11 protein-coding genes are annotated in these 16,025 nt (G+C 56.4%); 2 read left to right on the top strand and 9 right to left on the bottom strand.

Translation table 11 applies throughout. The features are described from left to right. Positions 1-179 precede the first annotated feature (179 nt). Positions 180-1,160, bottom strand: a complete 981-nt coding sequence (locus tag LQK91_RS00545; RefSeq protein ID WP_105098909.1) for a nickel/cobalt transporter — start codon at positions 1,158-1,160, stop codon at positions 180-182. Next, complete coding sequence (locus LQK91_RS00540) at positions 1,151-1,777, bottom strand: DUF1007 family protein (RefSeq protein WP_003848656.1); 627 nt, start codon at positions 1,775-1,777, stop codon at positions 1,151-1,153. The genes LQK91_RS00545 and LQK91_RS00540 overlap by 10 nt, the downstream gene beginning before the upstream one ends. Before the next feature lie 155 nt (positions 1,778-1,932). On the opposite strand from LQK91_RS00540, the gene csiE reads away from it, so the two are divergent. Beyond that, the gene (gene csiE / locus LQK91_RS00535; RefSeq protein WP_003848654.1) at positions 1,933-3,201 is read left to right on the top strand and encodes a stationary phase inducible protein CsiE; all 1,269 of its coding nucleotides are present in this window, start codon (positions 1,933-1,935) and stop codon (positions 3,199-3,201) included. On the opposite strand, the gene LQK91_RS00530 is transcribed toward csiE, so the two are convergent. Both LQK91_RS00530 and glyA read right to left on the bottom strand, forming a co-directional pair. Continuing rightward, positions 3,183-4,331, bottom strand: a complete 1,149-nt coding sequence (locus LQK91_RS00530; RefSeq protein WP_003848653.1) for a 3-phenylpropionate MFS transporter — start codon at positions 4,329-4,331, stop codon at positions 3,183-3,185. The genes csiE and LQK91_RS00530 overlap by 19 nt on opposite strands. A 128-nt stretch (positions 4,332-4,459) precedes the next feature. After that, complete coding sequence (gene glyA, locus LQK91_RS00525) at positions 4,460-5,713, bottom strand: serine hydroxymethyltransferase (protein ID WP_003848651.1); 1,254 nt, start codon at positions 5,711-5,713, stop codon at positions 4,460-4,462. Between the two features lie 326 nt (positions 5,714-6,039). Between glyA and hmpA the strand changes: the two genes are divergently transcribed. Further along, a complete protein-coding gene (gene hmpA / locus LQK91_RS00520; protein WP_105098908.1) occupies positions 6,040-7,224 on the top strand; it encodes an NO-inducible flavohemoprotein in 1,185 nt (394 codons plus the stop codon). Positions 7,225-7,584: 360 nt separating this feature from the next. On the opposite strand, the gene glnB is transcribed toward hmpA, so the two are convergent. The 5 genes from glnB to purL form a co-directional block, all read right to left on the bottom strand. Then, positions 7,585-7,923: a nitrogen regulatory protein P-II gene (gene glnB / locus LQK91_RS00515; RefSeq protein ID WP_003848647.1), complete on the bottom strand. Its 339-nt coding sequence runs from the start codon at positions 7,921-7,923 to the stop codon at positions 7,585-7,587. 184 nt (positions 7,924-8,107) lie between these two features. Then, positions 8,108-9,442, bottom strand: coding sequence for a two-component system response regulator GlrR (gene glrR / locus LQK91_RS00510; protein ID WP_003848633.1), 1,335 nt, complete (start codon positions 9,440-9,442; stop codon positions 8,108-8,110). Then, a complete protein-coding gene (qseG, locus tag LQK91_RS00505) occupies positions 9,442-10,110 on the bottom strand; it encodes a two-component system QseEF-associated lipoprotein QseG (RefSeq protein WP_105098906.1) in 669 nt (222 codons plus the stop codon). Before qseG ends, glrR begins: the two co-directional genes overlap by 1 nt. 3 nt (positions 10,111-10,113) lie before the next feature. Continuing rightward, complete coding sequence (locus LQK91_RS00500; RefSeq protein ID WP_003848629.1) at positions 10,114-11,541, bottom strand: sensor histidine kinase; 1,428 nt, start codon at positions 11,539-11,541, stop codon at positions 10,114-10,116. Between the two features lie 579 nt (positions 11,542-12,120). Then, positions 12,121-16,008: a phosphoribosylformylglycinamidine synthase gene (purL, locus tag LQK91_RS00495; protein WP_105098905.1), complete on the bottom strand. Its 3,888-nt coding sequence runs from the start codon at positions 16,006-16,008 to the stop codon at positions 12,121-12,123. Between the last annotated feature and the right edge of the window lie 17 nt (positions 16,009-16,025).

Raw genomic sequence — 16,025 nt, 5'->3', positions numbered from 1 at the left:
AAAGCTGTCTTGATCTTTTATCATGCCGACGGCGGAATGCCGTTTTGGTATTAACAGCGTAGACAGGGAATAGTGATTTCACCACTGAACTACTCAGATAAAAAATTAAAGTGATGAAGCCTCAGATAATTAGCGAGGTAAAGATAACAGCGGAAATTTTATTCCCGCTGCGCTTTTAGTCAGAAAGGTCGAATTCCGCCGCCCAGCGTTAACCGGGCAGACTGCCATAATGCAATACCCACTACGATTAATATCAGGCTACCGGTCAAAGCCAGGATGGGAATCAGAAGTCGCGTGATGCCAGCACCAGCACCAGGCTGCGCCAGTCGTTGTGCTACCGAGCGCGCCTGTTGTACCAGCAAACCAATTGCGGAAATAGTCAGGGCCGTGCCCAGTGCCATTACCGCAGCAGAGAGAATGCCCCAGCCATAAACACCAATCACTTTGGCAAACAGCAGCATCATAATCGCGCCGGAACAGGGACGTAAGCCCATCGACACCACCACCAGCATCTGAGTTTTCCAGCTTACGTTGCCATTCATCTGCTGGGGCGTCGGCAGATGTGCGTGGCCGCATCCGCAATGCTCGTCATGCTGATGCTGCGGCTGGAAAGCACGAAATACCGGAGCGGGTCGTGGGCGCAACGCCAGCCACAGCGCACGCAGCGCCCGATACCCGATCATCACACCCAGCCCGATCACCAGCAGATAACTGCCCTTTTCAAGCCAGAAACTGCTGAGATGCAGCTGGCGCGACGACGTTTTCAGCAGCACCAGCATCACCGTGACCAGCACAATCGCGACCGATCCCTGCAGCAGTGAGGCAAGCAGCGTCAGCCTGATACTGGTTCTGACGCGGCTCGGATGGGTCGCCAGAAAGGTCGCGATCACCACTTTTCCGTGGCCCGGTCCCAGCGCGTGCAGCACGCCATAGATCAGGCTGAATATCACCAGCGATATGCCTGCCTGGTGTGGCTGCTCCGCGACCTGCTGTAACAGCTGAGTCATCTGCCGGTGCAAATCTTTCTGCCACAATACACTCTGAAGCAGAATCTGCGACCAGTAAAGCCAGACCAGCAGTGCGCCGCCAGAGAAGAGTCCTGCTATCATCCAGAGTGGCCAGAGTCGGGTGGCCCTGGAAGGCGTGGAGATTATTGACATTTCAGTACCACCGTTTGTGCGAACTGGCGGCCTAAATCCATCTCTTCAGCCGGGGCATCCGCTTTGTCCAGCGACAGCGCATACTGTTTCAGTGAGTCGTTGGGTTTGGGCGTATTGAGGGTAAACCGGCAACGCGTCTGCAGTGCAGGCGGCAGCGTTAAAGCACCGGGATTGTCGTAAAACATATCGACGAAATAGGTGGGATCAAAAGTCAGGATCTCAAAGCGCTGTCCGGTCAGCTTCGGGGGTTCCGCCAGCGGCAGAATAAATTCCAGCACCGCTTTGTGGCCGTTTCGCGAAAGGTTATATTCCGTTGGCAGATTCAAAAACTTTACCCGCTGTTGGTTGTGCCAGATTTCTGAGAAGTAGTGCTGGCCCAGCACGTTTGCCATCACACCCGCTGCCAGCTTTTTCCACACTACAGTGCCAGGTTTCGCGTCGCCCGCGTCATACAGCAGATCAGCGGAGGTAATCTCATCCATGGTCCAGGTCATCTTCAACCCGGTAAAGGTGTCATCCTTCACCACCAGTTCCGTTTTCATATCAATGAAGCTGTGAGGGTGTGCCAGCACAGCCGGACTTAATACCATTAACAGAGCAAAGAGTGCGCGTTTCATAATGTTATAAAGTAACGTTCCCGACGAAAAGAATCTATAAGTAACAAAATTTTGTGACCCGCCTTAAACCTCTGGCAAATAAACCGCGTAAACCGCGCAGGCGCTGAACGGGTTGACTATTCTTAGCTCAAAATAGCCTGCTGGAAATCTGATTGATGAGTTCTGCTACCCCTTTGGCACCACTCTTCTCCCGTTCACAGCGTCAGTGCCATCTTTTATTGCTGCTGTTTCTGCCGACACCTTTGCTTACGCTTGAAAAAGTCTGCCAGCTGAATGGCGTCGATCCTGACGTTGCCCGACAGGATATCGCGGATGTGGGCCATGAGATACAGCGATATCACCAGCTGGAATTGCATCAGATGGTAGATGGCAGCTTTCGTCTTCATGGAACTGAGCTGGATCGGCGCCTCTGTCTGCTGCATAACCTGCGACGCAGTCTGCGTTTATCGCAGGACTTCGTCTGCGAACATTTTGCCGCGCCTCTGCGTCAGCGCCTGAAAGTCATGAAGATTGAGAAAGCGCTGTGGGATGAGACCAATTTACAGGCACTGATTCAGCACTGTAGCCTGCGCCTGAAGCGTGACTTCAGCGAACGTGACCGGCTGTTTCTGCAGATATTCATGAAGTATGGCTTGTGCCAGCGTCAGCCGGTGCTGTTCAGTGAGGCGCAATGTCTCTGGCTGCAGCAGAAGCCTGAGCGGCAGGCCGCTGAGGATGTGATCTACCACTGGCGCAAACGCTGCCATATTGCTCCGCCCGTCAGTGAAGCGGATTTCTGGACGCTGCTGTTCAGCCAGATACATACGCCGGTCGTGGACGCGATTGCGCATCCTGCTGAACAGCAGTTAATGAAAGCGACTCAGCAGCTGATTGATGATTTTGAAGCCTGTGCCGGGATTACCTTTGCTGACCGCAATGAACTGCTGCACCAGCTCTATCCGCATCTGGCGCAGGCGCTGGATCGCACCCATTTCAATATCGGTATCGACAATAGCGTGGCACTGGATGTCAGCCGCCTCTATCCGCGTCTGCTTCGCACCACTCAGCAGGCGCTGCAGGCTTTTGAGCAGCACTACCGCATCGCTTTTACACCGGAAGAGGTGAGTTTAATTACCATTATTTTCGGCGCCTGGCTGATGCAGGAGAGTGCGCTGCAGGAGAAGCAGGTGCTGATCCTGACCGGCGACGACGCCGATCTGGAACAGGATGTAGAACAGCAGATTCGTGAGATCACGCTGCTGCCAATTAATATTACCTATCAGGACGTGAAACTGTTTCAGCGGGAGGGCGCGCCACGTGATGTCGACATCATCATTTCGCCCTACCCGACCTCGTTGCCACTCTACTCTCCGCCGCTGGTGCATGCGGAACTGCCGCTGACGTTACACCATCAGCAGCGTATTCGTTATTTACTGGAGTCGTAGCCGGGCCGCAGAAACAGCGCGGGCAGTGCCACCAGTGCCATCACCCAGAACAGATGCCCCTGCAGATGGGCGAACAGCACGCCGCAGATCATCGTCATTATCGCAATGCCACCGCCCATCGCCAGCGCGGAATAGAGCGACTGCAGTCGGATGACTTCCGCCCCCTGACGCGCGGCGATAAATCGCATCGCTGCAAGATGGCAGACGGTGAAGCTGCCACAGTGGAGAATTTGCGCCACAATCAGCAGCGGCAGCGCCGTTGTCGCCCCCATCAGACCCCAGCGAATTAGCGCGCAGATGCCCGAAAGCAGCAGCAGATCGCGCGCGCTCCAGCGGCGGAACAGCCGGTTGCTCATGGCAAAGACGACAATCTCTGCCACCACGCCCAGCGACCAGAGATAGCCCACCGTCGAGGCGGAATAGCCGCTCTCCTGCCACCAGATAGCACTGAAGCCATAATAGGCAGCGTGTGCACCCTGCAGCAGTGTCACGCAGAGCATGAATCGCCATACCGCGTTCTCACGCAGCAACGCCCGCCACTCCTGCCATCCACCGCCCGCAGGGCCCTGTCGCTCATGGCCCTGCGGTTGTGTGACGGGTGTCAGCATCATGCCCGCCAGCATAGAAATGACGCCAATGGATAACAGCATCAGAATTGCGTTTGAGGACCAGGCGCTGACCAGCACGCCGGTTAACGCCGAGCTGATGACAAAGGCCAGCGAGCCCCACAGCCTGACCGGCCCGTATGCCAGCCCAATCTGCTGTGTCCAGGTGGCGGCCAGCGCATCGCTGAGCGGAACCAGCGGTGAGAAAAAGAGGTTAAAGCCAATCATCACGGTAAGCAGCCACATCCACTGCTCGCCCACCCAGAAACCGGCGGCGAACAGACAGGTCATCAGCGCCAGCAGGCGCAGCGCCGTAATCAACCGTGATGGATTTTTGACCTGAGAAGCGATAAGCAGACTGCCGACAAAGCGCGCGACCATGCCACACCCGAGCAGCAGGCCAATCTTTTCAGCATCCAGGCCGGTGCCTTTCAGCCACACGCCCCAGAATGGCAGATAGATGCCGTAACAGAAGAAGTAAGTGAAGTAGCCCAATCCGAGCCATCTGGCGGAGCCGATTGCCATATTCCCTCCAGTAAGTTTGCTGCCAGGCAGCATAAACAGGCGTTACTCTGGCAGAGCACTGCGGAGCAGGCAATAAAAAAGGATGGCAATTGCCATCCTTTTTGTGCTGTCTTACAACAGGTTAGCGATTAAGCGTAGACCGGCAGACGGCTGCAGATATCCAGGACTTTCTTTTTGGTCCGCTCAATGGTGGCTTCGTCATTGACGTTATCCAGTACATCAGCGATCCAGCCAGCCAGCTCACGCACGTCTGCTTCGTTGAAGCCACGACGCGTAACGGCAGGTGTGCCGATACGGATACCCGACGTCACAAACGGGCTTTTCGGGTCGTTCGGTACGCTGTTCTTGTTAACCGTGATGTTGGCACGGCCCAGCGCGGCATCCGCTTCTTTACCGGTCAGGTTTTTGCTCACCAGATCGATCAGGAACAGATGGTTATAGGTGCCACCGGAAACGATGTCATAGCCACGCTCAATCAGCACTTCAACCATCGCTTTGGCATTTTTTGCCACCTGCTGCTGGTAGGTTTTAAACTCCGGCTCCATCGCCTCTTTGAAGGCAACTGCTTTACCCGCGATAACGTGCATCAGAGGACCGCCCTGGCCGCCCGGGAAGACAGCAGAGTTCAGTTTCTTGTAGAAATCTTCGTCGCCGTTTTTCGCCAGAATGATACCACCGCGCGGACCCGCCAGCGTTTTGTGGGTGGTGGAGGTCACGACGTGCGCATGGGGAATCGGGCTTGGATAAACGTCTGCGGCAATCAGGCCGGCAACGTGGGCCATATCGACAAACAGCCAGGCACCCACGCTATCCGCGATTTCACGCATTTTCGCCCAGTCGCAGACGCCAGAGTAAGCTGAGAAGCCGCCAACGATCATTTTTGGCTTGTGGGTTTTCGCCAGTTCAGCCAGCTCGTCGTAATTGATTTTTCCGGTCTCATCGATACCGTAAGCAACCACGTTATAGAGTTTGCCAGACAGGTTAACCGGTGAGCCGTGAGTCAGGTGTCCACCGTGCGCCAGGTTCATCCCGAGGATAGTATCGCCCGGCTGAAGCAGCGCCGTATAAACAGCGAAGTTAGCCTGTGAACCTGAGTGTGGCTGCACGTTAGCGTAATCAGCACCAAACAGCGCTTTTGCGCGGTCAATCGCCAGCTGCTCAACGATATCAACGTACTCACAGCCGCCGTAGTAACGTTTGCCCGGATAGCCTTCAGCGTATTTATTGGTGAGCTGAGAACCCTGTGCCTGCATAACACGCGGGCTGGTGTAGTTTTCAGAAGCAATCAGTTCAATGTGCTCTTCCTGACGCACTGTCTCCTGCTCCATTGCCTGCCACAACTCGGCATCGTAATCGGCAATGTTCATATCACGCTTTAACATCCGGATCTCCTGACTCAGCTAACTTTCTGACGGTATTTACCCCCCTTCAGGGGCGAAGGCCAACAGTGTAAACCGTTTTAACAGGTGAAGGTAGGGTGAACCGCCTCTTTTTACGCAAACGATTGGCTGGCGACTGGCAGCGCTTTTTTACACCTTTTTAGCCTGTTCACCCGTCACATTTTTTCTCAACGATGTGACGGCGGCGTCTGTTGATGCACCAAAAAGTTGCCACATGGGGAGCCAGAAAGTTTCCCGGGTTATTTACACCACAGGCAAGGCGGCTATAACATGCATTTAAAATACATGTTTAATAAGAGGCCATTGATATGCTTGATGCACACACCATCGCCACCGTTAAATCGACGCTGCCTGCCATAGCCGCCTGCGGTCCAAAGCTTACCGCACACTTCTATGACCGTATGCTGTCGCACCACCCTGAACTCAAAAACGTCTTCAATATGAATAACCAGCGCAATGGCGATCAGCGCGAAGCGTTGTTCAACGCTATCTGCGCCTATGGCGCGAATCTGGAGAATCTGGCCGTGCTGCTGCCTGCGGTAGAAAAAATCGCGCAGAAACACACCAGCCTGAATATTCAGCCTGCCCAATACGCCATCGTCGGTGAAAATCTGCTGGCGACCATCAAAGAATTGCTGAATCCCGGTGACGAGGCGCTGGCTGCGTGGGGCCAGGCCTATGGCATCCTGGCGGATGTGTTCATCAATCGGGAAGAAGAGATCTATCAGGCCACAGCGCAGCAAACCGGCGGCTGGCGTGGCACCCGCGCGTTTCGCATCAGCGCAGTTGAGCAGCAGAGCGAGGTCATTAAAAGCTTTACCTTCACGCCGGTGGATGGCGGCCCGGTAGCCGCTTTTAAGCCGGGTCAGTATCTGACAGTACACCTGCAGCCTGCCAGCTTCGAGCATCACCAGATTCGTCAGTATTCACTGACGCATCTCAGCAACGGTAAAGCGTATCGTATTGCGGTGAAACGCGAAGCGCAGGGCACGGTCTCCGGCTGGCTGCATCAGCATGGCAAAGTGGGCGATGAGCTGATGCTCGCCGCACCGCACGGCGACTTCTTCCTGGAGGTCGATTCTGGCACGCCAGTCGCGCTCATCTCTGCGGGCGTGGGCCAGACGCCGATGCTGGCGATGCTGCATTCACTGGCAGCCAGTGAACATCGCGCGCCGGTCAGCTGGCTGCACGCTGCAGAGAACGGCAAACAGCATGCGTTTGGCGAGGAAGTCGGTGCCACTGGCGCGCAGCTCGCCGATTTCATCAGTGAGGTCTGGTATCGCGATCCCGCTGCTGAAGATGCAGGTCGCTATGACACGCAGGGGCTGATGGATATCAGCAAAATGGCTGCACGATTAGCGTCATCCGATACCCACTTCTATCTCTGTGGACCGCTACCCTTTATGCAGCATGTGGTGGCGCAACTGCGCGATGCCCGCGTGGCAGATGCACGCATTCATTACGAACTTTTTGGCCCGCACAAAGGGATGTAAATCTGCTACTAAGTTCAGGCAGCAACAGACAGCTTCAAAGCGAAGGGAACTCGGGCAGAAGAGGAAAGCGTCCCGCGCCATGGACAAAAACGCCGGGAGCGTTTTTGAACAACGCAAAGCGTTGGCCCGGCAACGGGCGCACCTCAGGGACGAGGTGCGTACTAAAAACGCCGGGAGCGTTTTTGAACAACGCAACGCGTTGGCCCGCGCGTGCCATGGATGGCGGGTTTTGCGTCTTTCCGATCTGACCGGGTTCTCTGAGCTGGCTTGATCTCACAGTAGACCTCATCCGATTTCCAGGTATAAAAAAGCCCGCAACGCGGGCCTTTTTATACTGATTAATCGCTGATAAAAAGACGATCAGATCGCCTCTTCATCCTCTTCACCCGTACGGATACGCACCACGCGCGCCACGTCGAAGACAAAGATTTTACCGTCACCGATTTTGCCGGTCTGCGCGGTGCGCATAATGGTCTCGACGCAGGTATCAACGATATCGTCGCCCACCACCATCTCGATTTTCACTTTAGGTAAGAAATCGACCATATACTCTGCGCCGCGATACAGCTCGGTATGCCCTTTCTGGCGACCAAAGCCCTTTACTTCACTCACGGTCATCCCGGTGATGCCGACTTCCGCTAAGGCTTCACGAACATCATCGAGCTTGAATGGTTTGATAATCGCATCAATCTTTTTCATGTCAGACCCTTTTTCACTCCCTCCATGGTCAGAGGGTTTATCAAGTATAAATGTTGCTGGCGCTGTCGGGCGGTAATATCCGGGATTCTTCAGGTTGCCGCAAGCGCTGTCAGATTATGCTGACCGCACCCATTCTGATTCGGGCCTGAGCAGGCAACCTGCCGGTATTACGTCGCAGCCTCCGCTACTCTTTGAAATCACTGGCATCCAGTTCATGGCGAGACAGCAGCTTATAGAACTCCGTGCGGTTGCGTCCAGCCAGACGTGCGGCGTTGGTCACATTGCCTTTGGTCATTTGCAACAGCTTACGCAGATAGTTCAGCTCAAACTGATTACGCGCCTCCGCAAAGGTCGGCAAGGCGCTGTTCTCGCCGCTCAACGCCTGCTCCACCAGCGCATCACTGATCACCGGTGATGAACTCAGCGCCACGCACTGCTCAATGACGTTTACCAGCTGGCGCACGTTGCCTGGCCAGCTTGCGGCCATCAGACGCTTCATCGCATCAACGGAAAAACTGCGAATCTGTGGCTTATGCCGTTCCGCTGCCTGGCGCAGCAGATGATTGGCCAGCAGCGGGATATCTTCTGTGCGCTGATGCAGCGCGGGTATTTTCAGATTCACCACATTCAGACGATAGAAGAGATCCTCACGAAACTCTTTCTTCTCCATCGCCTTCGGCAGATCGCGATGCGTAGCTGAAATGATTCGCACGTCGATTTCACTATCATGGTCGCTGCCCAGCGGTCTGACCTTACGCTCCTGCAACACCCGCAACAACTTAACCTGCAATGGCTGCGGCATATCGCCAATCTCATCCAGGAACAGGGTGCCGCCGCCTGCCGCTTTAAATAACCCCTCACGCGCACTGACCGCACCGGTAAAAGCACCTTTGGCGTGACCAAACAGCTCTGATTCCAGCAGCTGCTCCGGCAAAGCGCCACAGTTAATGGCGACAAAAGGCTTGCCGTTACGCGGGCTGGCGGCGTGAATCGCCTGCGCCAGCATCTCTTTGCCGGTGCCACTCTGACCATTAATCAGAACGCTGACATCCGACTGCGCCACCATATGCGCCTGCTCCAGCAGCTTTAGCATCAGCGGGCTGCGGGTGACGATCGCCTCGCGCCAGCGGTCATCACTGACCGGTGCCTGCTGTGCCAGCGCCTCATCAATCGCTTTGTAGAGCGCGTCCCGATCAACCGGTTTCGTCAGGAAGCTGAATACGCCCTGCTGCGTGGCGGAAACGGCGTCCGGGATGGAACCATGCGCCGTCAGGATAATCACTGGCAGACCGGTGTGGCGCTTCTGGATCTCGCCAAAGAGCGCCAGCCCATCCATCTCATCCATTCGCAGATCGCTTATCACCAGCTCAATCTTCTCTTTCTGCAACAGACGCAACGCTTCGGGTCCGCTGCCCGCAGTGGTGACCTGATACCCTTCGCTGCGAAGACGCATGCCCAGCAGCTTCAGCAGACTGGGATCGTCATCCACCAGCAGCAATTTTGCCGCTTGTCTGACCATCATTGCTCCTCATCCTGCGGCAGCGCTGTACCATGACTGCTGTCAGAAACATCCGGGGCTTTACGCGATGAGAGCTGCCGCTCAATGTCAGTCAGCCGCTCCAGCTTATGCTGCGTGTCACTGAGCTGCTGCTGTTGTTTAACCATCTGCTGGCGTATCGCCTCAAGCTGACTATCGCTGCTCTGTTGCAGATGGGCATAACGGGTGCGCGCTTCACTGAGGTCAAGCTGCGCGGTCTGGTTGCTGCGCCACAACTGAATCAGCGGGCGCACAGACTGTGGGAAATCAGCGCTGTAACGATCCAGGGTTTCCACATAGCGACGACGCTCAACAGGCGTGACGTTGCCATTAGACATCAGCACGCCCTGTTTAAAGGCGCGCGACCAGTTCTCTGCCGGCCAGCGATGGGCTTCGGCTCTGGCTTCTGCAGGAGAAAGGCGCTCAGCACAATCGATCGCCCGCATCCAGTAAAGGGGATTATCCAGTGCGGCCCTCTTCTCTATCGGCCAGAGATCATTGCAGCGGGTCGCCAGATAATCAGCAATGCTGACCTCGGGTTCCGCTACCTGATGGCCTGACGACAGGGATGAGGTGGCCGGGGAGGTCGTACATCCGCTGAGGAGCAGCGTCGTCAGCGTGCTTAACAGCAACGCGGGTAAATATTTCATCAGTCAGACTTTCCCGGCAGTGGTGTTCAGTTCAATTCGAAAACAGACGTCAGCCTGCTCACAGGGGACCAGCGTCAGGTCGCCATGCATCCGGCGCAGGCAATCTTTGGCAATACTCAATCCCAGCCCGCTGCCTTTTACCGGCCCTTTGCGCTGCTGGCTGCCCTGGAAGAACGGTTCGAAAATCATTGCCTGCTCTTCCGGCGGAATCGGCGTGCCGCTATTCGCGACCTCAATCCAGATCCGATCGCCCTGCTGCTGACTGCGCAGCCAGATGGTACCGGATTCGCTGCCGTAGTTCACGGCGTTCGAGTAGAGGTTATCAATGACCCGCATCAGTAACGTCGGTTCAGCAAGACAGTGGCTGACCTCAAGATTAACGACCGTCTGCATGAGTTTGGCGCGCGCCGAGAGCGCATGTGCATTGACGACGCCCTCCACGATCGCTGCCACGCTGACCGGTTCCAGCTGGATCGGGCCATCCGCCAGTTTGCGATTGTAATCGAGCAGTTGTTCAATCAGCCGCTGCAGATGGCGGCTGCTGCTGTCGAGAATAGTGACCACCTCTTTCTGGTCGGCGTTCAGCGATCCGGCGACTTCATCCGCCAGCAACTCAGTGCCTTCACGCAGGCTGGCCAGCGGCGTTTTCAGTTCGTGTGAAAGATGGCGCAGAAACTCATGACGCTGAGATTCCAGCCATGCAAGCCGTTCGCTGAGCCAGACGATGCGCTGTCCCAGCGAGCGTAACTCGCGCGGGCCGCGAAAAATCACGCTGTTACCCAGCTCACGCCCTTCGCCAAGCCGGTTGATCATCCGCTCAATGCGCTTGACCGGCCCGATAATCATGCCGGTAAAGAGCGTCATCAGCGCGAGACTGATGATAAACAGAATCAGCGCCTGCCAGCCAAAAAACTGGCCGCGATCGGCGATTTCACGCTGCAGTTGTAAGCCGCGGGAAAAGACCACTTCGCGCGTGTCCTGCACCATCTGCGCGTTAGTAGCAGAAAAGCGATCCAGTGCCTCTGCGGCGGGTGTAATGGGATTGCCATTATCACATTTCAGCGGCGTCAGCAGCGGCAGAGTGGCCTGCAAGGTCTGAAAGGCGGGCAGTTCAGGCAGACTGGCGCTATGCGAACTCAGCATCTGACTGTAGCGGGTGTACTGCGTCTGATAAAGACGCGACAGCGAGGCATCATCCAGCACGCAATATTGACGGTAGCTGCGTTCAAGCTCTACTGCCGTTCGTGCCATTGCCTCACTTCTGCGCACATCGGTGAAGGTGTTGCGGTTGGTATCAGCGGCCTGTTCACTTAACGCAGAGAGACTTTCCCACGCCTGCCAGGCCAGTACCAGCAACGGTAGCAGCACCAGAACAAACGCCATCAACACCAGCTGACGCAGAGAACGGGGAAATAAACGCCATTTTTTCACGCAGACGCTTCCTTAAGATTTACTGTCTGGATGCTAGCGGACTCTGACAGCAGAAGAAAGGTGTGGTGGGCAGAAAGAGAAACAAAAGAAAACGGCAGGCTCAATGGCCTGCCGCTGTCACGACGCGTAGTGCATCGCGTAAGAATGGGTGGAGCCTTACTCAACGTTACGTCCGGTGTTTGATAACGCAAGCGATTATCGGTCAGGTGGACGGCAGGCTCCGTTTGGTGCGTCATTCGGGCTTTATGAGCTCTTATCCGCTTCGCGGGGCAATCATAAACAGGTGAATGAGCAGCTGCATAAGTATAGCAAGTTTCATGCCAGAAAATAAATCATTATATTTTTCAGCAGATTGAACGAGCTGCTCCAATGACACCTGCGAAAAGTCCGATGCAGACAGCGTCAATGTGTCTCCACAAGGCGACATTAAATCACCCCGGATACCCGCTCATTTAAAATCAATGAGATAGATGTCGCCATAAAGAGACAGTGCAATATCCCCCTTGTCGCCATTTGCCAACAGCGGCGTAAAAAAGAACAGGAGGCACACCGGCCTCCTGTTCATTTCAGCGGATTACATTAACCCAGCTGTCTGCGCGCATTGCGGAAAATGCGCATCCACGGGCTGTCTTCGCCCCACTCTGCCGGATGCCAGGAGTTGCTGACGGTACGGAAAACACGCTCCGGATGCGGCATCATAATGGTGACGCGACCACTTTCGTTGGTCACGGCGGTGATGCCGTTAGGTGAGCCATTCGGGTTAGCCGGATAGGTTTCTGTCACCTTGCCGAAGTTATCGACAAAGCGCAGTGCCACCAGCCCTTTCGACTCCAGCGCCGCCAGATGCGTCGCATCACGCACTTCAACAAAACCTTCTCCGTGCGAAACCGCGATAGGCATATGTGAACCGGCCATGCCGTCCAGCAGCAGTGACGGACTGGCAGCCACTTCGACCAGGCTGAAGCGCGCTTCAAAGCGTTCAGACTGGTTACGCACAAAGCGCGGCCAGAGATCGCTGCCCGGAATCAGTTCACGCAGATTGGACATCATCTGACAGCCGTTACAGACGCCCAGCGCCAGGGTCTGCGGACGGTGGAAGAAGGTTTCGAACTCATCGCGAACACGCGGGTTGAACAGAATCGACTTCGCCCAGCCCTCACCGGCACCCAGCACATCACCGTAAGAGAAGCCGCCACAGGCAACCAGCGCCTGGAACGCTTCCAGACCGCGACGCCCGGCCAGCAGATCGCTCATGTGAACGTCAATGGCAGTAAAGCCAGCACGATCAAAGGCAGCGGCCATCTCCACATGGGAGTTCACGCCCTGCTCACGCAGCACGGCGACGCGTGGACGTGCGCCCGTCGCGATCATCGGTGCCGCCACATCTTCCTGCGGATTAAAGGTCAGATTGACGTTGAGACCAGGATCGCTGTCGTTTTTCTTCGCTTCATGCTCCTGATCGGCACACGCCGGGTTGTCGCGCAGGCGTTGCATCTGCCAGGTGGTTTCCGCCCACCAGGTACGCAGCGTATTGCGGCTTTCACTGTAGACCGCGCTGTCACCGGAACGGATCACAAAGCGATCGCCCGGCTGCGCGCTGCCCAGCAGATGCGTGGAAGCGGCAAGACCGTGATCGGCCAGGATCCGCTCAACGGCATCGCGATCGGCGGCGTTAATCTGAATCACCGCACCCAGCTCTTCGGTGAACAAGGCCGCCAGCGCATCGCTGCCCAGCGAGGCGATATCAACGTCAATGCCGCAGTGACCGGCAAAGGCCATCTCGGCCAGCGTCACCAGCAGACCACCGTCAGAGCGGTCGTGGTAGGCCAGCAGTTTCTGCTGAGCCACCAGCGCCTGAATCGCATTGAAGAAGCCAGCCAGCTGGGTGGCATCACGCACATCGGCAGGTTTGTCACCGAGCTGGCGATAGACCTGCGACAGCGCGGTTGCGCCCAGCGTATTCGCGCCGTTGCCCAGATCGATCAGCAGCAGCAGGTTGTCCTGATCGGCCTGCAGCTGTGGCGTGACGGTGCGACGGACATCTTCGACGCGTGCAAACGCAGTAATCACCAGCGACAGCGGCGAAGTCATCTCGCGCTGTTCAGTGCCTTCCTGCCAGCGGGTTTTCATCGACATCGAATCTTTACCGACCGGGATGGTGATCCCCAGCGCCGGGCAAAGCTCTTCGCCGACGGCTTTCACCGCAGCGTATAAACCCGCATCTTCACCCGGATGACCCGCAGCGGACATCCAGTTAGCGGAGAGTTTCACGCGCTTCAGCGAACCAATCTGCGTTGCCGCCAGGTTGGTCAGGGCTTCCCCCACCGCCAGACGACCCGATGCTGCGAAGTCCAGCAGCGCAACCGGTGAACGTTCGCCCAGGGCAAAGGCTTCGCCGTGATAGCTGTCGAGGCTGGCAGTGGTCACCGCACAGTTGGCCACCGGGATCTGCCACGGCCCGACCATCTGGTCGCGCGCCACCATGCCGGTCACGCTGCGGTCACCGATGGTGATCAGGAAGGTTTTTTCCGCCACAGCAGGCAGATGCAGTACGCGATTCACCGCATCAACCAGCGTAATGCCGTCACGCTGCAGCTCGGTGCCCTGCGCCTGCTGCGTCACCACATCCCGCGTCATCTTCGGCGTTTTGCCCAGCAGGACATCCAGCGGCATATCGATAGGCTTATTATCGAAATGGCTATCTTCCAGACTCAGGTGCAACTCTTCGGTGGCTTCACCAATTACGGCAAAAGGTGCGCGTTCGCGCTGGCAAATCGCCTCAAACTGCGCCAGCTGATCGGGTGCTACGGCCATCACATAACGTTCCTGTGATTCGTTACACCAGACTTCCAGCGGGCTCATGCCTGGCTCATCACTCAGGATGTCACGCAGGTTAAACCGGCCACCACGACCGCCATCGCTGACCAGCTCCGGCATAGCATTGGAAAGGCCGCCCGCGCCCACGTCGTGGATAAACAGAATCGGGTTCTCATCGCCCAGCTGCCAGCAGCGGTCGATCACCTCCTGACAACGGCGCTCCATCTCCGGGTTATCACGCTGTACAGAGGCGAAGTCGAGATCGGCATCAGACTGACCCGAGGCCATGGATGAGGCCGCGCCGCCGCCCAGGCCGATGTTCATGGCCGGACCGCCCAGCACCACCAGCTTCGCGCCTACGGTGATTTCGCCTTTCTGCACGTGATCGGCACGGATGTTACCGATGCCGCCCGCCAGCATAATCGGCTTATGATAGCCGCGCAGCTCAGTGCCGTTGTGGCTGGTGACCTGCTCTTCATAAGTACGGAAGTAGCCATTCAGAGCCGGACGACCAAATTCATTGTTGAAGGCAGCGCCGCCCAGAGGTCCGTCGGTCATGATCTCCAGCGCGCTGACAATGCGGGCTGGTTTACCGAAGTCCTCTTCCCACGGCTGTTCAAAGCCAGGAATACGCAGGTTAGAGACCGAGAATCCGACCAGGCCCGCTTTTGGCTTGGAGCCGCGACCGGTTGCGCCTTCATCACGGATTTCACCACCAGAACCGGTGGCCGCGCCTGGCCACGGCGAAATCGCCGTTGGGTGGTTGTGCGTTTCCACCTTCATCAGAATGTGCGCAGCTTCCTGATGCCAGCGGTACTCGCTCTCTCCGGCGTCAGCAAAGAAGCGGCCAACCTCTGATCCTTCCATCACGGCGGCGTTATCTTTATAGGCAGAGAGCACGAAGTCCGGCGTCTTCTCCATCGTATTTTTGATCATTTTAAACAGCGACTTTGGCTGTTTCTCGCCGTCGATAATCCAGTCAGCGTTGAAAATCTTGTGACGACAGTGCTCAGAGTTCGCCTGCGCAAACATATAGAGTTCAATGTCGTTGGGGTTACGACCCAGTGAGGTAAACGCCGCCACCAGGTAGTCAATTTCATCGTCTGCCAGCGCCAGACCCAGGGAGATATTGGCCTGCACCAGCGCCTGACGGCCCTCACCCAGCAGATCGACACTTTTCACCGGCTGCGGCGTGTGGTGCGCGAACAACTGCTCAGCCTGCGCCAGGTCACTGAAGACCGTTTCCATCATCCGATCGTGCAGCAGTGTGCCCAGCGTTTGCCACTGCGCTTCGGTCAGCTGGGGAGCCTGTACATAGAAAGCCAGACCACGTTCCAGACGACGGACCTGTGGCAGGCCGCAGTTGTGGGCGATATCGGTTGCTTTGGATGACCAGGGCGAAATGGTACCAGGACGCGGTGTCACCAGCAGCAGACGACCCTGTGGAGCATGTTCAGCAAGAGAGGGACCATATTTCAGCAGACGTTGCAGACGGCTCTGTTCGTCAGCGCTTAAAGGCGTACTGACATCAGCAAAATGGATGTACTCAGCGTAAATATCACTCACCGGCAGATGAGCGTCCTGAAAGCGGGTCAGCAGTTTGTTTACACGAAATGCCGACAGGGCGGGCGAACCACGCAGAATTTCCATTAATAAGTCTCTCGTCA

Source organism: Pantoea sp. MHSD4, assembly GCF_021043305.1.
GTDB classification, from domain to species: Bacteria; Pseudomonadota; Gammaproteobacteria; order Enterobacterales; family Enterobacteriaceae; genus Pantoea; species Pantoea eucalypti.
The sequence above is the reverse complement of the archived record's forward strand: the minus strand, read 5'-3'. Positions and strand labels throughout refer to the sequence as shown.